At 67.3% G+C, this 23,063-nt stretch carries 27 protein-coding genes; 9 read left to right on the plus strand and 18 right to left on the minus strand.

From position 1 onward, the window contains the following. Window positions 1-48 precede the first annotated feature (48 nt). Entirely contained in the window at window positions 49-1,518 is a 1,470-nt protein-coding gene (locus ACXJKM_RS13325) for a hybrid sensor histidine kinase/response regulator (protein WP_056201951.1), read from the plus strand. Between the two features lie 4 nt (window positions 1,519-1,522). Here ACXJKM_RS13325 and ACXJKM_RS13330 read toward each other — a convergent pair whose 3' ends face one another. Further along, entirely contained in the window at window positions 1,523-2,512 is a 990-nt protein-coding gene (locus tag ACXJKM_RS13330) for a quinone oxidoreductase family protein (RefSeq protein ID WP_056201948.1), read from the minus strand. A 63-nt stretch (window positions 2,513-2,575) separates the two neighbouring features. Here ACXJKM_RS13330 and ACXJKM_RS13335 point away from each other — a divergent pair, with 63 nt between their 5' ends. The 6 genes from ACXJKM_RS13335 (at window position 2,576) to ACXJKM_RS13360 (ending at window position 8,990) form a co-directional block, all read left to right on the plus strand. Beyond that, window positions 2,576-3,478 (plus strand): DMT family transporter, encoded by a 903-nt coding sequence (locus ACXJKM_RS13335; RefSeq protein WP_056201946.1) that lies wholly within the window; start codon window positions 2,576-2,578, stop codon window positions 3,476-3,478. Beyond that, a complete protein-coding gene (locus ACXJKM_RS13340) occupies window positions 3,478-4,068 on the plus strand; it encodes a pseudouridine synthase (protein ID WP_457352858.1) in 591 nt (196 codons plus the stop codon). Before ACXJKM_RS13335 ends, ACXJKM_RS13340 begins: the two co-directional genes overlap by 1 nt. A 2-nt stretch (window positions 4,069-4,070) precedes the next feature. Beyond that, window positions 4,071-4,775 (plus strand): SDR family NAD(P)-dependent oxidoreductase, encoded by a 705-nt coding sequence (locus tag ACXJKM_RS13345; RefSeq protein WP_457352860.1) that lies wholly within the window; start codon window positions 4,071-4,073, stop codon window positions 4,773-4,775. A gap of 57 nt (window positions 4,776-4,832) precedes the next feature. Continuing rightward, on the plus strand, window positions 4,833-5,681 hold the full coding sequence (locus ACXJKM_RS13350; protein WP_457352862.1) for a Tim44 domain-containing protein: 849 nt from the start codon (window positions 4,833-4,835) through the stop codon (window positions 5,679-5,681). An 82-nt stretch (window positions 5,682-5,763) separates the two neighbouring features. After that, window positions 5,764-7,782 (plus strand): prolyl oligopeptidase family serine peptidase, encoded by a 2,019-nt coding sequence (locus tag ACXJKM_RS13355; protein WP_457352864.1) that lies wholly within the window; start codon window positions 5,764-5,766, stop codon window positions 7,780-7,782. 8 nt (window positions 7,783-7,790) lie between these two features. Beyond that, window positions 7,791-8,990 carry an acyltransferase family protein gene (locus tag ACXJKM_RS13360; protein WP_457352866.1) on the plus strand — a complete coding sequence of 400 codons (1,200 nt, stop codon included), beginning with the start codon at window positions 7,791-7,793 and terminating at the stop codon, window positions 8,988-8,990. Here ACXJKM_RS13360 and ACXJKM_RS13365 read toward each other — a convergent pair. The 9 genes from ACXJKM_RS13365 to rpsP all read right to left on the minus strand — a co-directional run bounded on the left by ACXJKM_RS13365 (window position 8,960) and on the right by rpsP (window position 15,294). Continuing rightward, window positions 8,960-9,475 carry a histidine phosphatase family protein gene (locus ACXJKM_RS13365; RefSeq protein ID WP_457352868.1) on the minus strand — a complete coding sequence of 172 codons (516 nt, stop codon included), beginning with the start codon at window positions 9,473-9,475 and terminating at the stop codon, window positions 8,960-8,962. The two genes, ACXJKM_RS13360 and ACXJKM_RS13365, sit on opposite strands and share 31 nt — an antisense overlap. 5 nt (window positions 9,476-9,480) lie before the next feature. Then, window positions 9,481-10,242: an adenosylcobinamide-GDP ribazoletransferase gene (gene cobS / locus ACXJKM_RS13370; protein WP_457352870.1), complete on the minus strand. Its 762-nt coding sequence runs from the start codon at window positions 10,240-10,242 to the stop codon at window positions 9,481-9,483. Window positions 10,243-10,246: 4 nt separating this feature from the next. Continuing rightward, window positions 10,247-11,272 carry a nicotinate-nucleotide--dimethylbenzimidazole phosphoribosyltransferase gene (cobT, locus tag ACXJKM_RS13375; protein ID WP_457352872.1) on the minus strand — a complete coding sequence of 342 codons (1,026 nt, stop codon included), beginning with the start codon at window positions 11,270-11,272 and terminating at the stop codon, window positions 10,247-10,249. Between the two features lie 168 nt (window positions 11,273-11,440). Beyond that, window positions 11,441-12,430, minus strand: a complete 990-nt coding sequence (locus ACXJKM_RS13380; RefSeq protein ID WP_457352874.1) for a CobD/CbiB family protein — start codon at window positions 12,428-12,430, stop codon at window positions 11,441-11,443. Between the two features lie 23 nt (window positions 12,431-12,453). After that, a complete protein-coding gene (locus ACXJKM_RS13385) occupies window positions 12,454-13,137 on the minus strand; it encodes a CoA pyrophosphatase (RefSeq protein ID WP_056201925.1) in 684 nt (227 codons plus the stop codon). A 66-nt stretch (window positions 13,138-13,203) separates the two neighbouring features. Continuing rightward, window positions 13,204-13,557: a 50S ribosomal protein L19 gene (gene rplS, locus ACXJKM_RS13390; RefSeq protein WP_056201923.1), complete on the minus strand. Its 354-nt coding sequence runs from the start codon at window positions 13,555-13,557 to the stop codon at window positions 13,204-13,206. Window positions 13,558-13,690: 133 nt separating this feature from the next. After that, window positions 13,691-14,431, minus strand: a complete 741-nt coding sequence (gene trmD, locus ACXJKM_RS13395; RefSeq protein ID WP_457352877.1) for a tRNA (guanosine(37)-N1)-methyltransferase TrmD — start codon at window positions 14,429-14,431, stop codon at window positions 13,691-13,693. A gap of 8 nt (window positions 14,432-14,439) precedes the next feature. Continuing rightward, window positions 14,440-14,955, minus strand: coding sequence for a ribosome maturation factor RimM (rimM, locus tag ACXJKM_RS13400; protein WP_457352879.1), 516 nt, complete (start codon window positions 14,953-14,955; stop codon window positions 14,440-14,442). A gap of 81 nt (window positions 14,956-15,036) precedes the next feature. After that, window positions 15,037-15,294, minus strand: a complete 258-nt coding sequence (gene rpsP / locus ACXJKM_RS13405) for a 30S ribosomal protein S16 (protein WP_056201913.1) — start codon at window positions 15,292-15,294, stop codon at window positions 15,037-15,039. Window positions 15,295-15,477: 183 nt separating this feature from the next. On the opposite strand from rpsP, the gene ACXJKM_RS13410 reads away from it, so the two are divergent. Together ACXJKM_RS13410 and ACXJKM_RS13415 are read left to right on the plus strand one after the other, a co-directional pair. After that, window positions 15,478-16,026 carry an N-acetyltransferase family protein gene (locus ACXJKM_RS13410; RefSeq protein WP_457352881.1) on the plus strand — a complete coding sequence of 183 codons (549 nt, stop codon included), beginning with the start codon at window positions 15,478-15,480 and terminating at the stop codon, window positions 16,024-16,026. Next, window positions 16,023-16,451: a TM2 domain-containing protein gene (locus ACXJKM_RS13415; RefSeq protein ID WP_056201911.1), complete on the plus strand. Its 429-nt coding sequence runs from the start codon at window positions 16,023-16,025 to the stop codon at window positions 16,449-16,451. Before ACXJKM_RS13410 ends, ACXJKM_RS13415 begins: the two co-directional genes overlap by 4 nt. Here the strand turns inward: ACXJKM_RS13415 and ACXJKM_RS13420 are convergent. From ACXJKM_RS13420 to ACXJKM_RS13455, 8 genes are all read right to left on the minus strand, one after another. Beyond that, on the minus strand, window positions 16,445-17,455 hold the full coding sequence (locus ACXJKM_RS13420) for an inorganic phosphate transporter (protein WP_056201908.1): 1,011 nt from the start codon (window positions 17,453-17,455) through the stop codon (window positions 16,445-16,447). The genes ACXJKM_RS13415 and ACXJKM_RS13420 overlap by 7 nt on opposite strands. A 90-nt stretch (window positions 17,456-17,545) precedes the next feature. Further along, complete coding sequence (locus tag ACXJKM_RS13425) at window positions 17,546-18,193, minus strand: DUF47 domain-containing protein (RefSeq protein WP_056201905.1); 648 nt, start codon at window positions 18,191-18,193, stop codon at window positions 17,546-17,548. 58 nt (window positions 18,194-18,251) lie between these two features. After that, window positions 18,252-18,608 carry a DMT family protein gene (locus ACXJKM_RS13430; RefSeq protein ID WP_056201903.1) on the minus strand — a complete coding sequence of 119 codons (357 nt, stop codon included), beginning with the start codon at window positions 18,606-18,608 and terminating at the stop codon, window positions 18,252-18,254. Window positions 18,609-18,623: 15 nt separating this feature from the next. After that, a complete protein-coding gene (gene folK / locus ACXJKM_RS13435; RefSeq protein WP_457352883.1) occupies window positions 18,624-19,100 on the minus strand; it encodes a 2-amino-4-hydroxy-6-hydroxymethyldihydropteridine diphosphokinase in 477 nt (158 codons plus the stop codon). After that, on the minus strand, window positions 19,097-20,632 hold the full coding sequence (gene pcnB / locus ACXJKM_RS13440; protein WP_457352885.1) for a polynucleotide adenylyltransferase PcnB: 1,536 nt from the start codon (window positions 20,630-20,632) through the stop codon (window positions 19,097-19,099). Before pcnB ends, folK begins: the two co-directional genes overlap by 4 nt. Further along, window positions 20,629-21,297 carry a histidinol-phosphatase gene (locus ACXJKM_RS13445; protein ID WP_457352887.1) on the minus strand — a complete coding sequence of 223 codons (669 nt, stop codon included), beginning with the start codon at window positions 21,295-21,297 and terminating at the stop codon, window positions 20,629-20,631. Before ACXJKM_RS13445 ends, pcnB begins: the two co-directional genes overlap by 4 nt. Continuing rightward, window positions 21,294-21,992, minus strand: a complete 699-nt coding sequence (hda, locus tag ACXJKM_RS13450) for a DnaA regulatory inactivator Hda (RefSeq protein ID WP_457352889.1) — start codon at window positions 21,990-21,992, stop codon at window positions 21,294-21,296. Before hda ends, ACXJKM_RS13445 begins: the two co-directional genes overlap by 4 nt. A 7-nt stretch (window positions 21,993-21,999) precedes the next feature. Then, the gene (locus tag ACXJKM_RS13455) at window positions 22,000-23,061 is read right to left on the minus strand and encodes an AI-2E family transporter (RefSeq protein ID WP_457352891.1); all 1,062 of its coding nucleotides are present in this window, start codon (window positions 23,059-23,061) and stop codon (window positions 22,000-22,002) included. Window positions 23,062-23,063: the final 2 nt, after the last annotated feature.

Raw genomic sequence — 23,063 nt, forward strand, 5'->3', positions numbered from 1 at the left:
GACAGATGTGACGAGCGGTGACAATCGCGCGCCTCTCAACGCGCCCACATGCTCCTCGACTTCGCCAGCCTGAGCCATTACGACTGGCTCGACGTTCCTCTGTGGGTCTTCGACCCCGAACAACAGCGCAACCTCTGGGCCAATGCCGCAGCCCTGCGCTTCTGGCATGCCGACAGCGCCGAGGAATTCCTGTCGCGCGACTTTTCCGAGCATGGCGATGCCGTGCGCGAGCGCCTGGCCGTCACGGCGGCCGACCATGCGCAGGGCAAGATCGTCCGCGAGCAGTGGACTCTCTATCCCAAGGGCGAGCCGACGACGGTCATGCTGGTGTCGCGCGGCATGCGCACGCCGGAACGCCGTCAGGTCATGCTGTTCGCGGCCGATTCGCTGGGCGGTGGTGCCGATCTCGCCATGCTGCGCGGCGTTGAGGCTGTGCAACACACCTCGGTGCGCATCGCCGTTTTCGGCCTCGGCCAGGGCGAACTGCTGATGCGCAACCCGGCCGCGGCCCTGACGTTCGGTGATACGCCGCCCGGCCCCGACCAGACCGAGTTCACCCGCCTGTTTGCTCACATTGGCGATGCCGCCAGCATCCTGGGCCGCGTGGAGCGCGGCCAGACCTGCCACCAGGACGTCGAGTTGCAGACGCTGGCCGGCCTGCGTTGGCATGCACTGGACGCGCGGCCCATGCGCGACCCGGTCACTGGCGACACGGTCATGCTCTTCAATGCCCACGACATCGCCGATCTCAAGGCCAGCCAGGCGGCCCTGGTCGCCGCACGCGAGGCCGCCGAGACTGCCAGCCAGGCCAAGAGCAGCTTCCTGGCCAATATGAGCCACGAGATCCGCACGCCGATGAATGGCGTGCTCGGCCTGACCGAACTGGTGCTGCAGACCGAACTCAACGAGCGCCAGCGCCGCTTCATCGGCATGGCCCACCAGTCGGCCAAGGGGCTGATGACCATCATCAACGACCTGCTGGACGTGGCCAAGATCGAGGCCGGCCGCATCGTCATCGACGAGCAGCCCTTCAGCCTGCACGACTGCCTCGGCGAATCCCTGCAGCCTCTGCTGCTACAGGCGCATGACAAGGGCATCCAGCTGCACGCCCGCGTACAGCCCGGCGTGCCGTCGTGGCTGGTCGGCGACGCGCTGCGGCTGCGTCAGGTGCTGATCAACCTGATTGGCAACGCATTGAAGTTCACCGAGCGCGGCGAAGTGCGCATCGAAATCGCCCTGGCCGACGCGCGCGACGGTGACGGCCCCGACCGCCTGCGGCTGCGCGTGGCCGTCACCGACACCGGCATCGGCATGACGCGCGACCAGATCGGCCAGATCTTCGACCCCTTCACCCAGGCCGATGGCAGCATCACGCGCCGCTACGGTGGCACGGGCCTGGGGCTGACCATCGTGCAGCGACTCGTCAGTCTGATGAGTGGCGAGATCACCGTCGAGAGCGAGCCCGGCGTCGGCTCCTCCTTCAGCTTCGAGCTGCAACTCGGCCGGGCGCCGGCTTAAAGTTTCAGGGCAGCAGCACGGCGCTGCCCACCAACTGGCGGGCTTCCAGATCGCGGTGGGACTGGGCCGCGTCCGCCAATGCATAGCGCTTGTCGATGCGGATCTTGACCTGGCTGCTGGCCACCATCTCGAACAGCTCGTCGCCCATGGCCTGCGTGGCCTCGCGCGTGGCGATGTGCGTGAACAGCGTCGGCCGTGTCACATAGACGGAGCCCTTGGCCGCCAGCGTGCTCACGCTGAAGGGCGGCACGGGGCCCGAGGCGCCGCCGAAGCTGGCCAGCAGGCCGAAGGGCGCCAGGCTGTTCAACGAGCCCTCCCAGGTGTCGGCGCCGACCGAGTCGTAGACCACCTTCACGCCGCGCCCGCCGGTGATCTCGCGCACCTTGGCGGCGAAGTCCGTATCACGGCGGTAGTTGATGGCATGTGCCGCGCCGTTGTCCAACGCCAGCTGGCATTTCTCGTCGCTGCCTGCGGTGCCGATGAGCTGCAGGCCCAGTGCGCGCGCCCACTGGCAGGCAATCAGCCCGACACCGCCGGCCGCCGCGTGAAAGAGCACAAAGTCGCCCGGCTGCAGGCCACCCTGGGGCAGGGTCTTGCGCAGCAGGTATTGCACCGTCAGACCCTTGAGCATCATGGCCGCGGCGGTCTCGAAATCGATGGCGTCAGGCAGTTTGAGCACGCATTTGGCGGGCATCACACGAGCGGTCGCGTATGCCCCCGGTGGATTGCTGGCATAGGCCGCGCGGTCGCCGGCCTTCAGGTGGGTGACACCCTCGCCCACCGCCTCGACAACGCCCGCGCCTTCCATGCCCAGCCGCGCCGGCAGCGGCAAGGCGTAGGTGCCGTTGCGGTGGTAGACGTCGATGTAGTTCAGCCCGCAGGCCTCGTGGCGGATGCGGATCTCGCCCGGACCTGGGGCGCCGACCTCCACGTCCATCAGCTTCAGTTGCTCGGCCCCGCCCGGAGCTTCGATGACAACGGCTTTTTCACTCATGCGGCGTCTCCTGTTCGCGAGTCCGGTATCGTGCCAGCCCTTTGGCCCACGCGGCGGCGCCTGATGAAACTGACCCCACGCCTTGCTCTGCTGTTGACGCTGCCACCACTGCTGTGGGCCGGCAACGCCGTCATCGGCCGCATGGTGCGCAACGACATCCCGCCGATGGCGCTGAACGCGTTGCGCTGGCTGCTCGCCTTCGTGCTGCTGGCTCCGCTGGCCCGCCGCCTGCTGGCCGACCCGCGGGAGGCCTTGAAGCGCTGGCGTGGTCTGGCCTGGCTGGGCTTTCTTGGCATGGGTTGCTACAACTCGCTGCAATACTTGGCGCTGCACACCTCGTCGCCGCTGAACGTCACGCTGATCACCGCCAGCATGCCGGTCTGGATGCTCGGCGTGGGTGCCGTCTTCTACGGCGTGAAGCCGACTCGCCGCCAGCTGGCCGGCGCAGCCCTGTCGCTGCTCGGCGTGGCCGTCGTTATCGCACGCGGCGACCCCGCCGCCCTGCTGGCCGTGCAATTTGTACCCGGCGACCTGTTGATGCTCCTGGCCCTCTTCACCTGGGCCATCTACTCCTGGATGCTGGCGCGGCCGGTGCGCGGGCTGCGCCCAGGCGAACGGCCGGACTGGAACTGGGCCGAGATGCTGATGGCCCAGCTGATGTTCGGCGTGGTGTTCTCGGGCGTGGCGGCGGGCGTGGAACAGGGCGTTGCACCGGCCGCCATCCACTGGAGCCCGACCCTGGTCGCCGTGCTCGCCTATGTCGCCATCGGTCCGTCGCTGATTGCCTACCGCTGCTGGGGCCTGGGCGTGGCCGAGGCCGGGCCGGCGTTGGCCGGTTTCTTCGTCAATCTCACGCCGGTGTTTGCCGCCGTCATCTCGGCGGCGCTGCTGGGCGTCGCGCCGGCCTGGTATCACGGAGTCGCCTTCGCGCTGATCGCAGCAGGCATCCTCGTCTCTTCACGTTGATGCGGGTGCTGCACGCCGACGACCGCCTGGTCGTCATCGACAAGCCCACCGGCCTGCTCAGCGTGCCGGGCCGCCGCGAGCCCGATTGCGCCAGCGCACGCGTGCAAATGCTCTACCCCGACGCGTTGGTCGTGCATCGCCTCGACCAGGCCACTTCGGGCCTGCTGCTGTTCGCCCGCGGCCTCGACGCCCAACGCGATCTCAGCGCCGACTTCGCCGGGCGCCGCATCGACAAGCTCTACGTCGCCGTCGTCGCCGGCCATCTCGAGGGCGAAGGCCTCATCGACCTGCCGGTCGGCGCCGACTGGCCCAACCGGCCGCGCCAGCAGGTCAACTTCGAACACGGCAAGCCCTCGCAGACGCGTTGGCGCGTGCTCGGCCATGAAGGCGATCACACGCGCGTGGCCCTCGAGCCCCTGACCGGTCGCACCCATCAATTGCGCGTGCATCTCGCCGCCATCGGGCATGCCATGCTGGGCGACACGCTCTATGCCGCGCCCGACATCGCTGCCGCCAGCCCACGCCTGCTGCTGCATGCCAGCGAACTGCGAATCGGCGACCATCACTTCATCAGCCCACCGGAGTTCTGAGCATGCATCTCTACATCGTCACCGGCAGTTCACGCGGCCTGGGCGCGGCACTGGTTCAACAGCTCACGCAAGCCGATAACACGGTGATCGGCATCGCTCGCAAGACCAACCCGGCGCTGCAAGCGGAGCAATGGGCGCTTGATCTGGCGGACCCGATTGCTGCTGCGGAACACCTGCAGGCCTGGTTGCGCGCCAACAAGCGCTGGGAAAGTGCAACGCTGGTCAACAACGCCGCCCTGCTCAGCGAGCCCGGCCCGCTGGCGTCCTCCGATCTCACCAGCCTGTCGGCCGCGCTACGCGTCGGCCTGGAAGCGCCAACGCTGCTGAGCCGTGTCTTCCTGGCCGAAACGGTGGGCGTGCCGACGCGACGCATCCTGAGCATCTCATCGGGCCTGGGCCGCCGCGCCATGGCCGGCAGCGCAGCCTACTGCGCCATCAAGGCCGGGCTGGACCATCTCAGCCGCGCCCTGGCCCTGGAAGAGCCTGGCGTCGGCGTCGTCTCACTGGCGCCGGGCGTCATCGACACCGACATGCAGGTGCAATTGCGCGGCGCCGACCCCACCCGGTTCCCCGAGCAAACCCGCTTCCAGGGCCTGAAAGATGGCGGCCAGTTGCAGACGGCGGCCGACACGGCTGCGGCGATTGTTCGCTTTCTCATGCGGCCAGACTTCGGAAAAACCGTGGTTTCCGATATCAGAGACGCTTGAAAATCCTGATCCGAACCTGCATCTGCCGGTTCGTTTCCAAGCTTCTGGAGAACTCGCTTGAACCGCATCTTTGCTGTGACCCTCGCCACCCTGCTGGCCGTCACGCTGCCCGCCCATGACGCCGAGGCCAAACGCCTCTCCAGTGGTGGCCTGAAGCGCAGCGTGCCTACCCAGACCGCGCCACAAACGCCGCCCGCCCAGCAGCCTGCGCCCCAGCAAGCTGCTCCCGGCAAACAGGCTGCTGCAACACCCGCGGCCGCTCCCGCTGCGGCGCCCAAACGCTCCTGGCTTGGCCCCATTGCCGGCCTGGCTGCAGGCCTGGGCCTGGCCGCGCTGGCCAGCCACTTCGGTTTTGGCGGCGAACTGGCCAGCATCATGACGATGGTGCTGCTCGGCCTGGTGGCGGTCTTCGTGATTCGCTTTCTGGTGCGCCGCTTCGCCGCGCCGAAGCCGCAGCTCGCCAGCGCCAACGGCGCCAACTTCCGGGCGGCCGAGCCGGCGTGGAATCCGGCAGCGGCCCCGGTTTCCGGCGCTGCCGCCGCCTCCGCAGGCTTCGACGCCGCGGGCTTCGAGAAGCTCGCCAAGCAGGTCTTCATCCGCCTGCAGGCCGCCAACGACGCCGGCGACCAGGCCGACCTGCGCCGCTTCACGACGCCGCAGATGTACGCCAACATCCAGCACGATCTGCTGGAGCGCGGCGCCCAGGCTCAGCGCACCGAGGTGCTGCAGCTCGATGCCAGCGTCGTCGACGTCGCGACGGAGACCGGGGAACAGATCGTCTCCGTGCGCTTCTCGGGCCTGGTGCGCGAGAAGAGCGAACAGGCCGCGGAGGACTTCGACGAGATCTGGCATCTGGTCAAGGCCGGTGACGGCTGGCTGATTGCCGGCATCCAGCAGACCGCATGACCCAAGGCATAGCGGGTTAGACCCGAGTCCGGGCCAGTCGAGAATGGGCGCTTCGAGCGCCCATTTCCTTTTGAGGCCCCACATGATTCGTTTGCGTCTTTCTCTTTGCGCACTCGGCACAGCATTGCTGGCCGCCTGCGCCTCTTCGCCTGCGCCGGCACCGGTCTCCACGGCCGTCGTTGCGTCCAATGCGAACCTGGTGATCCAGGGCATCCCGCCCGTGCCCCAGAGCCTGGCTGACGCCATCGGCCGCTACAACGACTTCCGCGGCCATGCCTTCGCCGACTGGCACCCGACCCAGCGCGAGATGCTGGTCAGCCACCGCAAGGCCGGTGCCAACACGGCGCAGATCATTCGCATGACGACACCGCTGACCGATGGCGAGCAGCTCACCGACGGCATCGACCCGGTCGTGCGCGCGACCTACGAACCGCGCAACGGTCGGTACATCGTCTTCGAGCGCGCCACCGGTGGCAACGAAGTCGCGCAGCTCTATCGCCTGCCGCTGAACCAGGCTGGCGCTCAGCCAGTGCTGCTGACCAACCCCGACGAGCGCCACTCAATCAACACCTGGCTGCGCAGGAGCGGCCAGCTCGTCTACTCATCGGTGCCCATCGACCGCACCGCCCAGGGCGGCACGCGCACCAAGATCACCACCACGCTGTGGTTGATGGACCCCGAAAAGCCCGAGGCGCGGCGCAAGCTGGCCGAGCTGGACGGCGGCGGCTGGTTTGCCGGCCGCCCCTCGCCCGACGAGCGCCTGGTGTCGCTGACGCGCTATCTGTCGGCCAATGAATCGCAAATCTGGATGCTGGACCTGGACAGCGGTGTGGCCAAGCAAGTCGCGCCGACGGCGGGCAGCCAGGAGGCCAAGGCCACCTACTCACCCGCCGGCTGGGCGCCGGACGGCCGCACGCTGTGGATTGCCAGCGACCGCGCCGGCGAGTTCCGCGAGCTGATGAAGCTGGATCTCGCCAGCGGCCGCATCGACCGTGTCAGCAGCCACATCCCTTGGGACGTCAGCGGTGTCACGCTGACCGAGGACGGTGCCAGGCTGGCGGCCCAGTTCAATGTGGATGGCCGCGACGAGCTGCATTTCTTCGATGCGGCGACTGCCAAGGAAGTACCGGCCGCCGCCCTGCCGAAACTGCCCGAGGGCAATGTCGGCGCCGCTTCCTACCACAACGGTCGCGGTGAGCTCGCTTTCTCAATCAGCAATGCCCAGGGCCCGAGCCAGATCTATTCGCTGGGCACGGACGGCAAGGTCCAGCAATGGACGCGCGCCACAGCCGCGCCTGGTGTCGACACTGCCGCTTTCAGCGAGCAGAAGATCGTGCGCTGGAAGAGCTTTGACGGCACGACGATCTCGGGCCTGCTCACCGCCCCACCGAAGAAGTTCTCCGGCAAGCGCCCGGTGCTGATCTCCATCCACGGCGGCCCCGAGTCGCAGGCCAGCTTCGGCTTCCTGGGCCGCAACGCTTACTACGTGCAGGAGCTGGGCATGGCCCTGATCCAGCCCAATGTGCGCGGCTCCAGCGGCTACGGCAAGAGCTTCCTGGCGATGGACAACGGCTTCAAGCGCGAGGACTCGGTCAAGGACGTCGGCGCCCTGCTCGACTGGATTGCGACCCAGCCCGACCTCGACGCCTCGCGCGTGCTCGTCACCGGCGGCAGCTACGGCGGCTACATGACGCTGGCTGTGTCGACGAACTACGCCGACCGCATCGCCGGCTCCATCGATGTCGTCGGCATCTCGCACTTCGTGACCTTCCTGAACAACACCGAGAGCTACCGCCGCGACCTGCGCCGGGTTGAATACGGCGATGAGCGCGACCCGGCGATGAAGGCCCACCTGGACAAGATCTCGCCGCTGACCAACGCGGTCCGGATCAAGAAGCCCCTCTTCGTCATCCAGGGCAAGAACGACCCGCGCGTGCCCTACACCGAGGCCGAGCAGATCGTCGCGACCGTGCGCCAGGGTGGCACGCCGGTCTGGTATCTGCGCGCCGAAAACGAAGGCCATGGCTTCCAGAAGAAGGACAACCAGGACTTCCAGTTCTACGCGACCGTGCTGTTCATGCAGCAGACGGTGCTGAAGTAGGCCCGGCTTTGGACCTGCTCGGCCCGGTCAGCCCGCTGCCTGCGGTTGCGGCGCTGCTGCTGGCTTTTGCCACGGCGGCGCTGCTGCGGCGGCGTGTCGGTGCGCCGCCCGCACCGGGCCGCTTCGCGAGCATCGACGGCTTGCGCGGCTATCTGGCCCTGGGTGTCTTCCTGCATCACGGCTGCATCTGGTACTTCTATCAGCACAGTGGTGAGTGGAAGCTGCCGCCATCGCGGCTCTACACCCATCTGGGTCACAGCAGCGTCGCCCTGTTCTTCATGATCACGGGCTTCCTGTTCTTCTCCAAGCTGATCGCCGCCCGCCAGCGGCCGCTGGACTGGCTGCAGCTCGTCGTGTCGCGCGTGCTGCGCCTCGTGCCGCTGTATCTCTTCGTCATGCTGCTGCTGTTCACGACGGTCGCCGTGCTGTCGGGCGGCGAGCTGCATGAGCCGGCCCGCACCGTCACCAAGCAGGCCCTGCGCTGGCTGGGCTTCACGATGTACGGCAACCCACCGATCAACCAGATCGAGGTGACCAAGATCGTTGTCGCCGGCGTGACCTGGTCCCTGCCCTATGAGTGGTTCTTCTACGGCGTCCTGCCACTGCTCGCGCTGACGGTCGGCGTGCTGCCGCGCTGGCCCTATCTGCTGTTGGGCCTGGTGTCTGTCACCGCCCTGCTGAACTGGCCCGCACAACCTGTGTACCTGTGGGCGTTTGCCGGCGGCATTGCGGCCGCGGTGGGCTCCCGCTCGGCACGGCTGTGCCGCTGGGCCGCCAGCCACTTGGCCAGCGTGTTGATCCTGGCATGCCTGGCAGCGGCGGTCACGCTGTTCCCCCTGGGTACTGACTATGGTGCGCTTGCGCTGATGACGCTGGCCTTCGTGCTGATCGCCTGCGGCAACAGCCTCTTCGGCCTGCTGCTGCACCCGGTCTCGCGCCTGCTGGGTGAGTCGGCCTACAGCATCTATCTGTTGCACGGCTTTTTGCTGTTCAGCCTCTTTCATTTCGTGCTGGGGGCAGATCAGCCGGGAGCCGCCTTGCCTGCGGCCGTGCACTGGGGTTGGGTGCTGGCACTGGCGCCGGTCCTCGTGCTGGTCAGCCATGCCAGCTATCGCTTCATCGAGGCCCCGGCGATGCGGGCCACGCCTGCCGTCACGGCGGCCTTGCGCCGCCGGTTTCAGAAATCGCCGGACCGGCTGGCTGCATAGGCCAACGGCTTGGGCCACCGGGCCGGCGTGGGCGGATCGCCGCGCCATGCCCGGGCATTGATCCAGCCGCCGTGGCCCACGGCCAGGGCACATGGGGGCTGCCAGGCGGCCGCGCGCAGCAGCAGCGCATTGAGCGACTCGCCACCGTCGAACTCGAAGCCGCTGAAGTCGCGCGTCCAGCGCTCGAATTCCGCCGCGGAGATGGCGCTCCAGGGCTGGCCGTCCCAGCGGCCGAAGTCCATCTCCGCCAAGGCTGGGTCGACGCACCACAGGAAGCCCCATCGCTTCAGCCAATGCCCCACCGACGCGGCGCGCGCGAGCGGCGACGTGACGACCTCGCGCGGCAGCCCCTGCAGGCGTGCATGCGTGCGAATGCGATGGGCCAGGCGCTTGGCTTTGCGCGGGTCGACGGGAAGGTCGGTGCGGCCACCGATGCAGCGACCCGCAGCACCGATGGGCTTGGGGTGGCGCCAGATCGTGAACACAGGCTTCAGAACGAGGCCGTGAAGGCCAGCAGCACGGCGATCTCGGCCAGTTGCTCGGTCGCGCCCAGCCCATCGCCGGTGTAGCCGCCGAGGCGGCGCTTCAGCCATTGGTGCATCAGTACTGCGGCAACCGCTGCTGCGCCTGCGGCGGCCAGCAAGCGCGGCAGATCAACGCCTCCGGCGGCGAGCGCCAGCAACAGCAAGCCGCACCAGCCCAGCGCGATGGCGAAATTGCGGAGCGCCACGGCCATTGCCAGTGGCTTGGCCTTGGCATGCTCCGCATCGCCGCCGTAGGGCAGGCTGACCATCACGCCCACGGCCGCCGCGCGAGCAAAGGCGTGGCTGGCCAGCAAGGCGGCCACGGCACCCAGCAGCGGCCGCGTCGCCAATACGGCCAACAGCGCGGCGCGTAGCAACAAGCTCAGGCCCAGCGCCAAAGCGCCATAGCTGCCGATGCGCGAATCCTTCATGATCGCCAGCGCCTTGTCGCGGCTGACCACGCCGCCCAAGGCATCGAAGGTGTCGGCCAGGCCATCCTCGTGAAACCCGCCGGTCAACGCGACGGTGGCCGCCAGTGCCAGCACCGCGGCCACCCAGGCCGGCCACAAATGACCGGCCCCCGCCAGCACCACTGCGCCAACGCCGCCGACCAGCGCGCCCACCAGCGGGAAGTGCCGCACGCAATCGTTCAGCCAGGCCGGCTCGAAGCCCTCCAGCCGCACCGGCAGCCGCGTCAGGAACTGCAATGCAACAAGGAAAAGCCGCACAGGGCTACTCGCGGTTGCTGACGCCGGCGCTGTCGAAGCTGGCCATGTCGGCCAGCAGCGCACAGGCGGCCGTCAGCAGTGGCCAGGCCAGCGCCGCACCACTGCCCTCGCCCAGGCGCAGGTCCAGGTCCAGCAGCGGGCGCACACCCAGTTGTTGCAGCCAGCGCGCATGGGGCCCCTCGGCCGAGCGATGGGCGAACACGCAGGCCGCCAACAAGCCGGGGCGCAGCGCCTCGGCCAGCGCGACGGCAGCCGTCGTGATGAAGCCATCGACGACGATGACTCGGCGCTGCGCGGCGGCGGCCATGACGCTGCCGGCCATGGTGAGGATTTCGAAACCGCCGAGAGCCGCGGCGAGCTGCAACGGGGTCTCGGCGTCAGTGTTGGCCGCGAGCGCCTCTGCAAGCACGCCAAGCTTGCGGCCCAGGCCGGCGTCATCCAGACCGGTGCCGCGCCCCACACATTCGGCCAGCGGCAAACCCGTCAGGCGCTGCATCAAGAGGCTGGCCGACGAAGTGTTGCCGATCCCCATCTCACCCAGCAGCAGCGCATTGCCGGGCAAGCGCTCGACGAGGGCCATGCCATTGCGCAGCGCACGCTCGGCTTGTTCGGCCGTCATCGCCGGCCCGACGCTCGCGTCGGCCGTGCCCGCAGCAATGCGCAGGTCGACGGCCCCGTCGGCCAGCGGCGCATCGACGCCACAGTCGGCGATCGTCAGCGCCAGACCTTGTTGACGCGCCAGCACGGACACGGCCGCACCGCCGGCCAGCATGTTGGCCACCATTTGCGGGGTGACCTCACGCGGGTAGGCCGATACGCCGCGCCGGGACAGGCCATGGTCGGCCGCGTAGACGACAAGCTGCGGCTCGCGCAGCGCGGGCCGCTCCACACCCTGGATCAGCGCGAGCTGCAGGGCCAGGGCCTCGATGCGGCCGAGGGCGCCCAGAGGCTTGGTCTTGTGGTCGATGGCGTGCTGCACGCGCGCAGCAAGTCCGGGCTCGGCCAGGGCCGGCAGGTTGGGAAAGTTCATTTCAATTGCTTTGCTTGATATCGGCGGGCCGAGCGCTGGGCCGCTCCCGAGCCGGCCCGCTCAGGCGATGAGCTTGCCGGTCAAACCGGCAAGCATCGCCGTCCCCTTGGGGGACCGGCCGGGCTCGCCCGCGTTCAGCGCGGCGAGACTGGACGAGGGGCACCATGACTAGCCGACGAGGTTGGCCAGGGTCAGCAGCGCGAGCAGCAGCATCCACAGCACGACGGAACGCCAGACGAGGCCGACGACGCTTTGCAGATGACCGAGCTGCGGCGGTGCGCCGGCCGTGGAGCCGGCGGCGCCGGTGAACTCGGGTTCGGTACCGGCATCGAAGGTCTTGCTGCGATCCGGCGTGACGCCAGGCGCCGCCGCGCCGCCGAGCTGCAGGCCCACAGCGCCAGCAGCGGATGCGAGGATGATGCCCTCGTTGGAATGCAGCCAGAGGCTGGCGTCGCGGCGCCAGCCATTCACGGCCTCTTCGAAGTTGCCGACGATGGCAAAGCCGGTGGCTGTCAGCCGTGCGGGCAGGTGGTCAATCCAGGTGAAAGCCTGACGCGACAAGGCCAACAGGCGGGTGTTGGTCGGTGCGTCCAGCGTGCGGCTCTTGAAGGCCCAGTAGCGGCCAGCGAATTCGGCCATGCGGTAGACCACCGCGCCTGCCGGCCCCAGGCCGACGGTCGAGCAGACGATGAACCAGAAGAACACGCCGAAGACATGGCGATGCGCGGCGAGCAGCGAATGCTCGATGACATGTCGGATTAGCTCGGTGCGCGGCAACTCGCTGGCATCCAGGTGGCGCCATTCGGCCAGCAACTGGCGCGCGGTGGCGTCGTCGCCGCGCTCGAGGGCATCACGGATGTCGGTGTAGTAGTGGCTGAACTGCCGGAAGCCCAGCGTCAGATACAGGATGAGGACGTCCAGCCCTAGGGCGAGCAGCACGCTGAAATGGCGCAGCGCCCAGTAGATCAGCGCAACGGCCAGGCCCGGCACCAGAACCGTGATGGCCCAGACGACGGCAGCATGGTGCTCGTCGCCAGCGTCGAAGTTGCGGCCCGTCCAGCGCACCCAGCCGATGACCGACTGGTGCACGCGGTTGCCATGCCTCAGGGGCTTGAGTTGCTCACACAACAGGGCCAGCAGCACCGCGAAGAAATTCATGGGCCGGGATGATAGTGGCGCGCTCAGGCGCCGCTGAGAAGACGGTAGAAGTTGCGCAACATCGCGGCGGTCGCGCCCCAGATGAAGTACTCGCGTTCGGGCCCTTGCCAGGGCATGGACAGAAAGCGCCGCTCGGCGCCCGCGAACTCGAAACGGTGGTGGCGGTGGTGGGCCGGATCCATCAGGAAGGCCAGTGGCACCTCGAAGGCTTCGGCGACCTCGAAATCATCCAGCGTCAATGTGAAGCCGGGTTCGACAAGAGCCACCACAGGCGTCACCTGAAAGGCCGTCACTGTCGAATAGACCGGCAACTGGCCAATGATCTCGATGTGCTGGCGCGACAGGCCGATCTCCTCCTCGGTCTCCCGCAGCGCGGTCGCGACGGGACCATCGTCCTCGGGCTCGACACGGCCGCCGGGGAAGCTGATCTGGCCGGCGTGATCGCGCAGATGGTCGGTACGCCGGGTCAGCAGCAGGTTCAAGCCTGCCTCTCGCTGCACCAGCGGGATGAGCACAGCGGCACCAGACGGCTCGCGATTGGCGAAGAGACCCCCGTCGCCGACGAACTCAGGCGTCCAGGCCGCCACCTCCGCCAGGCGCGCCCGTATGGCCGAAGCCGTCAGCGCCAAGTCTGGCACTGCCGGGAGATGATCATCGATGCTCGTGACCGGCACGAGTTGGGGCTGGGTGATAGCGGGGCGGGTCATGCGACAGAAAAACAAAAGCCGCCGAGAGCGTACGCCCTGGCGGCTTTGGCGGTAGGAACCGGCTGATTAAGCCAGCTTCTCTTTGATTCGAGCCGACTTGCCCGAACGCTGGCGCAGGTAGTACAGCTTGGCGCGACGGACGTCACCGCGGCGCTTGACTTCGATCGTGGCGATCAGCGGGCTGTAGAGCTGAAAGGTCCGCTCGACGCCTTCGCCGCTGGAGATCTTGCGGACGATGAAGCTGCTGTTCAGGCCGCGATTGCGCTTGGCAATCACGACGCCTTCGTAGGCCTGCACGCGCTTGCGGGTGCCTTCAACGACGTTGACGCTGACGATCACCGTGTCGCCAGGGGCGAAGGGCGGGATGGTCTTGTTCAGGCGAGCAATTTCTTCTTGCTCAAGGGTTTGGATCAGGTTCATCTGTACTCCTGGAGATCTTGGCGAGACGCTATTTATCGGGATGTTTGCAGCTGGCTCCCTGTATAGGACCCAGCCACTCGCCCCGCCAGAGGATCGGACAGCCCGCTAGTGTAGCCTGGGCCGCGGGTTTAGCCTAGAGCTTGGCCAGGAAGGATTCATCGGCCTTGCTGAGGCGGCCGGCGGCGCGGGCGGCGGCAATCAGGTCGGGCCGGCGCGCGGCCGTCAGCACCAGAGACTGCTCGCGGCGCCAGCGCCGGATGTCGGCGTGGTGGCCCGACAGCAGCACGGGCGGCACGCCGCGACCATCGGCCAGGACTTCGGGGCGGCTGTAGTGCGGGCAGTCCAGCAGGCCATCAGAGAAGCTGTCCTGCTCGTGGGATTTGGCGTCGCCAAGGACCCCCTCCTGCAGCCGTGCGACGGCGTCCAGGAGAGCGAGCGCCGGGAGCTCGCCGCCCGAAAGCACGAAGTCGCCCAGGCTGAGTTCCAAGGTCACATGACGGTCCAGCACGCGCTGGTCGATGCCCTCGTAGCGGCCGCAAAGCAGGACGGCACCCGGGCCCGCAGCGAGATCCTGCACGCGGGCCTGATCGATTCGCGCGCCGGTCGGGGTGAAGTGGATGACGACGGGCGCCGCCTCGCCACGATCCGCCTTGACAGCGGTGAGCGCCTTTTCAAGCGGCTCGGCCAGCATGACCATGCCTGGGCCGCCGCCATAGGTACGGTCGTCGACGCGGCGGTAGTTGTCCTCGGCGAAATCGCGCAGCAACCACAGCCGCACGTCGACCTGACGGCTCTCGAAGGCGCGCCGCGTGACGCCATGCGTCAGATGCGGCGCGAACAGCTCCGGGAAGATCGTCAGGACGTCGAAGCGCATGGCTTCGGTCAGAAGTCCAGGCCCCAGTCGACGCGGATACGCCGGTCTTCCAGGCTGACGTCGTCGATGAAACGCCCGACGAAGGGGATCAAGCGCTCCTGGTCCGGCTTGGCGGGCTCTTCCACGCCTGGCGGCAGGATGCGCAGCACGGCATGCGGACCGGTGTCGATGAGGCCGATCACTCGTCCCAAGGCCTCGGACTCGCGATTGATGACGTCCAGGCCGATCAGGTCAACCCAGTAGTACTCGCCGTCGGGTGTGCGCGGAAAGTCGCTGCGGGGAATGTGGATCTCGTGGCCCCGCAGCGCTTCGGCGGCATTGCGGTCGTCCACCCCTTCGGCGACGGCGACGATGCCCTCGCCCTGCTCGCGCACCGATTTCACGGCCAACACCAGTTGGCTGGGCTTGGGGCCGGTCGACTTCAGATACCAGCGCTTGGCGCTGAACAACGCGTCCGCGTCGGCCGAGTAGGCCTGCACCTTGAGGCCGCCTTTGATGCCCCAGGCATCAAGGATGCGGCCCACCGGCAGCAGATCTTCGGGCCAGGAAGCAAAAGACGGCGCCGAGGCGCCGTCTTGCTGAGGCTTGTTGCCTGCCACGCCTGCTTAGGCGGCGACAGCGGCCGTCTTGGCGTCACCCACCAGGCGGGCCACCGTGGGCGACAGCTGGGCGCCGACACCGATCCAGTAGCTCACGCGGTCCTGCTCGACGCGCAGCTTCTCGGCGGAACCGGAAGCGACGGGGTTGTAGAAGCCGACGCGCTCGATGAAGCGGCCGTCACGGCGCTGGCGGCTGTTGGCGACGACGATGTTGTAGAAGGGGCGCTTCTTGGAGCCGCCGCGGGCCAGACGAATCACAACCATGATGTTTCCTAAAAATTGGGTGACCACCGCACGAGGAGACACTCAAGTAGCGACAAGTCGAATGGCAGGAACCCCTGCCGGGGTAGGCTCTGTAGATACGCCGCAGCCATCTGCGACCAGAGCCGAAAACCCAGCATTATAAACTCGATCAAGCTCCTCTTGCGCAGTCCCCAAAACCGACAAATGTCACAGCCCGCCCCCATCACCCTGCCCCTGACGATCCGCCCCAGCACTGACGCCGACTTGGCCGCCATCCAGGCCATTTACGCCCACGCCGTGCTGGAAGGCACCGGCACCTTCGAAACCGAGGTGCCCGGAGTCGACGAGATGGGCCGCCGCCGCGCCGAGGTGCTGAGCCGCAATCTGCCCTGGCTGGTGGCCGAGCGCGGCGGCGAAGTGCTGGGCTATGCCTATGCCAACTACTTCCGCCCCCGCCTGGCGTATCGTTTCTGTGTCGAAGACTCGATCTACCTGTCGCCCGCCGCACAGGGCCAGGGCGTGGGCCGGCTGCTGCTGGCCGAACTGATGGCCCGCTGCGAAGCGGCCGGCGCGCGCCAGATGCTGGCCGTCATCGGCGACGCGGCCAATGCCGGCTCCGTCGGCGTGCACACGGCGCTTGGCTTCGAGCACACCGGCGTGCTGAAAAGCGCAGGCTGGAAGTTCGGCCGCTGGCTGGACGTCGTGTTGATGCAGCACACCTTGGGCCTGGGTGACAGCGCCGCCGCCGAATGAGCGGCGTCACGAAACACAAGGCCGTTGCGACCTGGCTGGCCTTGCTGGTCGGTGTCTTCGGCCTGCACCGCTTCTATCTGTATGGGCTCAAGGACCGCTGGGCTTGGCTGTTCCCCGTGCCGACGCTGCTCGGTCTGCTCGGCGTACAGCGCATGGACACCCTCGGCCAGGACGATCGCCTGGCGTGGTTGCTGATTCCGCTGCTGGGCGCCAGCCTCGTCGCCGCCCTGCTCGGCGGCATCGTCTACGGGCTGATGCCGGATGAGCGCTGGAACGCCCGCTTCAATGCCGGCCGGCCGGCCAGCACGGGCGGCTGGGCCGCCGTCATCGGCGTCGTGCTCTGCCTGCTGTTCGGCGGAACGGCGCTGATGGCGACCATCGCCTTCAGCGCCCAGCGCTATTTCGAATCGCAGGCCGGTCAGTAGAGAATGAAACTGACCCAGTAGCAGATGCCGGCCATCAGCGCCGCGGCCGGGATCGTGAAGATCCAGGCCCAGACGATGCTGCCGGCCACGCCCCAGCGCACGGCCGACGGACGCTGCACCGAGCCCACGCCGACGATGGCGCCGGTGATGGTGTGCGTCGTCGACACCGGGATGCCCAGAGCCGTCGCCAGGAACAGCGTGATGGCCCCGCCCGTCTCGGCACAGAAGCCGCCCACCGGTTTGAGCTTGGTGATGCGCTGCCCCATCGTCTGCACGATGCGCCAGCCGCCAAACATCGTGCCCATGCCGATGGCGATGTAGCAGGCGACGATGACCCAGCTGGGCGGTGCCTTGTCGCCGACGCTGACCATGCCGGCGGCGATCAGCAGCATCCAGATCAGGCCGATGGTCTTCTGCGCGTCGTTGCCACCGTGGCCCAGGCTGTACAGGCCAGCCGACACGAGCTGCAGCCGCCGGAACCAGCGGTCGATGCGTATCGGTGACTTGTGCCGGCAAACCCAGGCCACGATGACCATCATCAGCGAACCCAGTAGATAGCCCAGCAAAGGCGACACGATGATGAAGGCAACGGTCTTCCAGATGCCACCAGCGACAAGGGCCGACGGCCCCGCCTTGGCGACGACGGCGCCGGCAATGCCACCGATCAGCGCATGCGAGGAACTGGACGGGATGCCCCACCACCAGGTGATGAAGTTCCAGGCGATGGCGCCGATCAGCGCACCAAAGACGACATGGTGATCCACCACACCCGGCTCGACGATGCCCTTGCCCACGGTGGCCGCCACCTTGAGCTGGAAGATGGCGATCGCGACGACGTTGAAGAAGGCGGCGAACAGCACGGCCTGCTGCGGCTTCAGCACGCCGGTGGAGACGACGGTGGCGATGGAGTTGGCCGCGTCGTGGAAGCCGTTCATGAAGTCGAACAGCAGGGCCAGCACGACCAGCAGGGCCACCACCCAGAAGGCGATCTCAGCGGATGCCATGTCAGCGGCGCGCGGCCGTCCGAAGGCGCTGACACTCCCCCTCGGGGGGCAACGAACGAAGTGAGTGTGGGGGTCGATTCATCTCGGCGGTCAGGAGTTCTCGAGGACGATGCCCTCGATCAGATTGGCGACGTCTTCGCAGCGGTCGGAGATGGATTCGAGCTGCTCGTAGATCGCCTTGAGCTTGATCAGCTCGCGCACGTCCTCCTGCTCGCGAAACAGACGAGACATCGCCGAGCGCATGACGCGGTCGGCATCGGACTCCAGGCGGTCGATCTCCTCGCAGGTCTTGAGGGCTGCTTCGGTCGTGGCAGGTTTGCTGAGGTGCGGCAGCAGCGTCACGGCATGCTGCACGCGCTCGCAACAGCGCACCGACAGCGTGCACAACTGCAGAACCTGTTCGGGCACGGCGCGCACATCGTAGAGCGACAGCGTCTCGGACGAATCCTGCAGCAGGTCGACGATGTCGTCCATCGCGTTGATCAGGCCGTGGATCTGCTCGCGATCAATGGGCGTGATGAACGTGCGGTGCAGCAGCCGGTTCACCTCCGCGGTGACGCGGTCGGCGGCATGCTCGGCCTTGTCGACCTCGTCGGCGTACTGCGCGCGCAGCGCTGGGTCGGCATAGTTTTCAATCATTTTCTGGAAGGCGCGCGCACCTTCCAGGATGAAGCCACCGTGCTCATTGAACAGCTCAAAAAAATTGCCCTCACGGGGCAGCAGCTTGCCAAACAGCATGGGCGTCCTTGATCTCTCGAAGGGTCGGAGTTTACCGGGCGCCGTCACCGAACCGTCATCAAGCCGACCTGAAGATGAAGTAGACAGCGCCCATCAGACACAAACCCGCCCAGAGGAAATCCAGCTTCAGCGGTTCACCCATGTAGTACAGGCTGAAGGGCACGAAGACGGCGAGCGTGATGACTTCTTGCGTGATCTTCAGCTGGGCCAGGCTGAAGCCGGCGCCATGGCCGATGCGGTTGGCCGGCACCTGAAGCAAGTACTCAAACAGCGCGATACCCCAGCTGATGAGGGCGGCTATCCACCAAGGCTTGGTCGCCAGGCCCTTGAGATGGCCATACCAGGCGAAAGTCATGAAGACGTTGGACAGCAGCAGCAAGCCGACGGTCTGCCAGCCGGCGAGGGTCGAGAACATCGTTGTTTCTCCGAGTCAGAGGGACAGTGGGCCGAGCCGCTCGATGCGCTGGGTCTGCCAGCCCTTCCCCGCCGCCAAATGCACCAGCTCCGGCGCTATCTCCAGCAGCGGGCGCAACACGAAGGCGCGTTCGCCCAGGCGCGGGTGGGGCAGCGTCAGCCGTGGCGTATCGAGGGTCAGCTCGCCATAGAGCAGCAAGTCGAGATCCAGCGTGCGCGGCGCATTGCGGTAGGGCCGCTCCCGGCCGTGCGCCAGTTCGATGGCCTGCAGCGCGTCCAATAGTTCAATGGGTAGAAGCGTCGTGTCCAGTGCCACGACGGCGTTCAGGAAGTCCGGACCGCCAGCATCCACCGGCGCGCTGCGCCAGACGCTGGACAGCGCCGCGACATGGCTGCCCGGCAGCGCCGCAAGGCGCAACGCTGCCTGCATCAACGTGGCAGAAGGGTCGGCGCCCAGGTTGGCGCCCAGTCCGACGTAGGCGCGCGAGCTCACTCGGCGGCAGTTGCGGGCGCTGCGGCGCCCTCCCCGCCACCCGGCTTGCGGCGGCGACGGCGGCGCTTCTTGGCCGGCGCGTCATCGGCCGCCGGCTCGGTTTCTTCACCCACCGGCGCCTCGGGACGCGGTGCACGCACGACGCGGGGCTGCTTCTGCTGGGTCGCACGGGCGTCGGCCAGCAGGGCCTGACGGTCGTCATCGCTGCCCAGCGCAAAGTCCTCCCACCAGTCGGCCAGGGCCGGGTCGATCTCGCCGACGTCGGCGCGCAGGCGCAGGAAGTCAAAGCCGGCACGGTAGCGCGGCTGCTCGATGAGGCTGAACACACCCGAGCCGGTACGGCGCTCGAAGCGGGTCTGCATCATCCAGATTTCGCGCATGTCGGCCGCCAGCTTGCCGCGGCCGGAGATGTCGCCGATGCGGGCATCGAAGACGGCGTCGATCGCCTGGGCCAGTGCCGGCACGGGCGGCTCGCCGCCGTTGCGGATCTTGGTCCAGCGGTCCAGCACTTCATGCCAGAGCATGCAGGCGAGCATGAAGCTGGGGCTGACGCCGCGGCCTTCCTGCACGCGCCGGTCGGTGTCCTCGAAGGCCTGACGCACGAAGTTGCCGCGAATACCCTCGTGCAGGTCACCTGTTTCGGTCAGCATGGCGTCCAGCACTGCGAACACGCCGCGCCCCAGGCCCAGCTTCTTCAGCTGCGCGATGCTGGCCAGGGAATGGCCGGTCTGCAACAGCTTGATCATCTCGTCGAAGAGGCGCGAAGCCGGCACATTGGCCAGCAACGCCGACGAGGCCTTCACCGGCGCCAGCGTCTTGGGCTCGAGCGTGAAGCCCAGCTTGGCGGCGAAGCGCACGGCGCGAATGATGCGGACCGGGTCCTCGCGGTAGCGGGTTTCGGGATCGCCGATCATGCGCAGCAGCTTGGCCTTGGCGTCGGCGAGGCCACCGTGGTAGTCCACCACCAGTTGGCGCTGCGGGTCGTAATACATCGCGTTGACCGTGTAGTCGCGACGGGCAGCATCCTCGATCTGCGGGCCCCAGACGTTGTCGCGCAGCACGCGGCCGCTGGCATCCACAGCGTGATGCTTGCCATCCAACTCGGCTTTGCCCGTCTTCTCGTTGCCGGCGATGGCTTCCGATTCCGTCGGCAGCGCGCGGAAGGTCGAGACCTCGATCACTTCGTGCTCACGACCGCGGCCGTAGACAACGTGAACGATGCGAAAGCGCCGGCCGATGATGAATGCGCGGCGAAACAGCCCCTTGACCTGTTCGGGCGTCGCATTGGTCGCGACGTCGAAGTCCTTGGGCCGCATGTTCAGCAGCAGGTCGCGCACGGCGCCGCCGACGATATAGGCCTCGAAACCCGCATCGGTCAACGTCTTGACGACCTTGACGGCGCGCTCGTCAAGCAGATCCGGGTTGATGCCGTGAACCTCGGCCGTCACCTCCACCCGTTTGCCCAGCGGGCTGGTCTTCTTGGGGGCTGCGGCGGGTTTGCCAAGCAGTTTGTCGATGAACTTTTTGATCATGCGAAGAGGTGCAACTGGGGCCAGCCCCGTTCGGCGGCGATCGCAGCGAGGGTCGGGCTGGGATTGGTCGCCACGGGGTGGCTGACGCGTTCAAGCAGGGGCAGATCGTTGGTCGAGTCGCTGAAGAAGTTCACGCGCTCGAAATCGCGCCATTGTGCCCCCAGGCCCTGCAACCAGGCCTCGACGCGCGCGATCTTGCCCTCGCGGAAGCTCGGGATGCCGCGAATGGCTCCGGTGTAGCGCTGCTCGGCGTCCCGTTCCAGCTCGACGGCGATCAGGTGCGCGATGCCAAAGGCCGCGGCAATCGGCGCTGTGACGAATTCATTGGTCGCCGTGACCAGGGCGATGAGGTCGCCCGCTGCACGGTGCTTCTCGACCAGCGCAACGGCCTCGGGCCGCAGCGCCGGGCGCATGACCTCGGCCATGAAGCGCTCCCGCATGGCCAGCGCCTCGGCCAGCGGGCGGGAGCGCCAGGCGGACGTTGCGAAGTCGATATACGCCGGCAGGTCCAACGTTCCCGCGTTGTACTGGGCAAAGAACTCGTCGTTCTTCGCACCCCAGACCACGCCGTCCACCCAGCCCACCTCCACCATGAAACCACCGAAGGCATGGTCGGAATCCATGGGGATCAGCGTCCCATCCAGGTCAAACAGCGTGAGATTCATAAATTAGGGTCAGAGTCGATTTTTTCTTCAACGGCCTCGTCGGCCAGCATGGCCTTCAGCAGCGGCAGTGTCAGCGCGCGCTTGGCTGACATCGCGAATTCATCCAGCCGCTCGAGCAAGGCCATCAGCCCCTTGAGATTGCGCTCGAAGCGGGTCAGCAGATAGGACAGCACCTCGTCGCCGAGCAGCAGGCCGCGGCGATCGGCCTCGCGGCGCAGCACGGCACGCATTTCGGCCTCGCGCAGCGGTTCAAGCGCAAAGCTCGGGCCCCAGCCCAGGCGCGTACGCAGGTCTTCGCGCACGGCCAGGTCGACGGCTGGCGCATCGGCCGTTGCAACGACGGTATAGCCCTGCCCCGCCGTCGCTACAAAAAGGGCAAAAGCGGCATGCTGCTGGCCGGCGTCAAAGCGCTGGCAATCGTCCAGCAGCAACAGGCTCTCGTGGGCCGGCAGCTCCCAGGGCAAGGCCGTCTCGGCGTCGTACCAAGCGACGCGCTGGCCGGCCGCCTGCCAGCGCTCGGCCAATGCCTGCAGCAGATGGCTCTTGCCCGAGCCGGTCGGGCCCCAGAGCAGCGCGGGTGGATCGCCCGGCTGCAGGCCCATCAGGTAGGCCAGAGCCTCGGCATTGGCGCCGGGCAGGAAGTTGTCGAAGCTGTGCGCGGGCGGCGCCAGCAGCGCAAGCGGGATCTGCCTCATTGAACGGCTAACGGAACAGCGAACTCTCGAGATAGGCGCGATGCAGGCGCTTGACCGCGACTGCCGCCACAGCCGACAGCGGCAGCGCAATCAGCACGCCGACAAAGCCGAGCAGATGACCGAAGGCCAGCAGCGCGAAGATGACCATCAGCGGGCTCATGCCGATGCGCTCGCCGACGAAGCGCGGCGTCAGCACGAAGCTTTCCAGCAGTTGGCCGATGCCAAAGACGATGGCGACGGCGAGAACGCCATAAAGATTTGCGAATTGCAGCAAGCCTGCCAGCAGCGCCAGCACCAGGCCCAGGCCAAAGCCCAGATAGGGAATGAAAACCGCCAGGCCGGTGAAGACGCCGATGGGCAAGGCCAGATCGAAGCGCGCCAGCGCCAGGCCGACGCTGTAGAAGATGGCCAGAGCCCCCATGACGAGCAATTGACCGCGCAGGTACTGGCCCAGCGTCTCATGGCATTCGTCGAGGAAGCTGCCAACCGAATCGCGCGCCGCTGGCGGCACGAGAGCGCGCATGCGCTCGACCAGGCCCGGCCAGTCGTCCAGCAGATAGAAAAGCACGACGGGCAGCAGCACCGCGTTGCCGATGAAGGCGAGCAGGAAGCTGCCGCCGATGCGGGCCGAGCTCAGCGCCGTCGCCAGCCACTCTTCGAAATTGGCATCCAGGTACTTCAGCACGAAGGCCTTGATGCTGGCCGGGTCGAGCTGCATGTAGATGCCGTGCTCCGCCAGCCAGGGTGAAAGCTTGTCATTGGCCAGTTTCGCCAATGCAGGAATCTGCTCGCGCAGCGCCGGCAGCTCTTTGCTGAGGATGGGCAGCACCAGCAGCACCAAAGCCAGCAGGGCCATCGCAAACATCAGCTCGACCATTAACACCGCCAGCGACCGCGGCACGCGCCGGTTCACCAGGGCCTGCACCGCGGGCGCCAACGCGTACGCCAGCACCAGGGCCGCGATGAAGGGCGCCAGCACGGGCGACAGCAGCCACAGCAGAAGAATGACGCCCAGGGCGACACCGCCCCAGGCCAGGGCGGTGCGTTGGTGCTTGCTGAGCTTCATCATGG

It is taken from the genome of Roseateles sp. P5_D6 (assembly GCF_054049415.1).

Bases quoted from the DNA above. Each gene is read 5' to 3' on its own strand.
- ACXJKM_RS13325 (WP_056201951.1), top strand. From the start codon at position 49: ATGCTCCTCGACTTCGCCAGCCTGAGCCATTACGACTGGCTCGACGTT.
- ACXJKM_RS13330 (WP_056201948.1), bottom strand. From the start codon at position 2,512: ATGAGTGAAAAAGCCGTTGTCATCGAAGCTCCGGGCGGGGCCGAGCAA.
- ACXJKM_RS13335 (WP_056201946.1), top strand. From the start codon at position 2,576: ATGAAACTGACCCCACGCCTTGCTCTGCTGTTGACGCTGCCACCACTG.
- ACXJKM_RS13340 (WP_457352858.1), top strand. From the start codon at position 3,478: ATGCGGGTGCTGCACGCCGACGACCGCCTGGTCGTCATCGACAAGCCC.
- ACXJKM_RS13345 (WP_457352860.1), top strand. From the start codon at position 4,071: ATGCATCTCTACATCGTCACCGGCAGTTCACGCGGCCTGGGCGCGGCA.
- ACXJKM_RS13355 (WP_457352864.1), top strand. From the start codon at position 5,764: ATGATTCGTTTGCGTCTTTCTCTTTGCGCACTCGGCACAGCATTGCTG.
- cobT (WP_457352872.1), bottom strand. From the start codon at position 11,272: ATGAACTTTCCCAACCTGCCGGCCCTGGCCGAGCCCGGACTTGCTGCG.
- ACXJKM_RS13380 (WP_457352874.1), bottom strand. From the start codon at position 12,430: ATGAATTTCTTCGCGGTGCTGCTGGCCCTGTTGTGTGAGCAACTCAAG.
- ACXJKM_RS13385 (WP_056201925.1), bottom strand. From the start codon at position 13,137: ATGACCCGCCCCGCTATCACCCAGCCCCAACTCGTGCCGGTCACGAGC.
- rplS (WP_056201923.1), bottom strand. From the start codon at position 13,557: ATGAACCTGATCCAAACCCTTGAGCAAGAAGAAATTGCTCGCCTGAAC.
- trmD (WP_457352877.1), bottom strand. From the start codon at position 14,431: ATGCGCTTCGACGTCCTGACGATCTTCCCGGAGCTGTTCGCGCCGCAT.
- rpsP (WP_056201913.1), bottom strand. From the start codon at position 15,294: ATGGTTGTGATTCGTCTGGCCCGCGGCGGCTCCAAGAAGCGCCCCTTC.
- ACXJKM_RS13410 (WP_457352881.1), top strand. From the start codon at position 15,478: ATGTCACAGCCCGCCCCCATCACCCTGCCCCTGACGATCCGCCCCAGC.
- ACXJKM_RS13415 (WP_056201911.1), top strand. From the start codon at position 16,023: ATGAGCGGCGTCACGAAACACAAGGCCGTTGCGACCTGGCTGGCCTTG.
- ACXJKM_RS13420 (WP_056201908.1), bottom strand. From the start codon at position 17,455: ATGGCATCCGCTGAGATCGCCTTCTGGGTGGTGGCCCTGCTGGTCGTG.
- ACXJKM_RS13425 (WP_056201905.1), bottom strand. From the start codon at position 18,193: ATGCTGTTTGGCAAGCTGCTGCCCCGTGAGGGCAATTTTTTTGAGCTG.
- ACXJKM_RS13430 (WP_056201903.1), bottom strand. From the start codon at position 18,608: ATGTTCTCGACCCTCGCCGGCTGGCAGACCGTCGGCTTGCTGCTGCTG.
- pcnB (WP_457352885.1), bottom strand. From the start codon at position 20,632: ATGATCAAAAAGTTCATCGACAAACTGCTTGGCAAACCCGCCGCAGCC.
- ACXJKM_RS13445 (WP_457352887.1), bottom strand. From the start codon at position 21,297: ATGAATCTCACGCTGTTTGACCTGGATGGGACGCTGATCCCCATGGAT.
- hda (WP_457352889.1), bottom strand. From the start codon at position 21,992: ATGAGGCAGATCCCGCTTGCGCTGCTGGCGCCGCCCGCGCACAGCTTC.
- ACXJKM_RS13455 (WP_457352891.1), bottom strand. From the start codon at position 23,061: ATGATGAAGCTCAGCAAGCACCAACGCACCGCCCTGGCCTGGGGCGGT.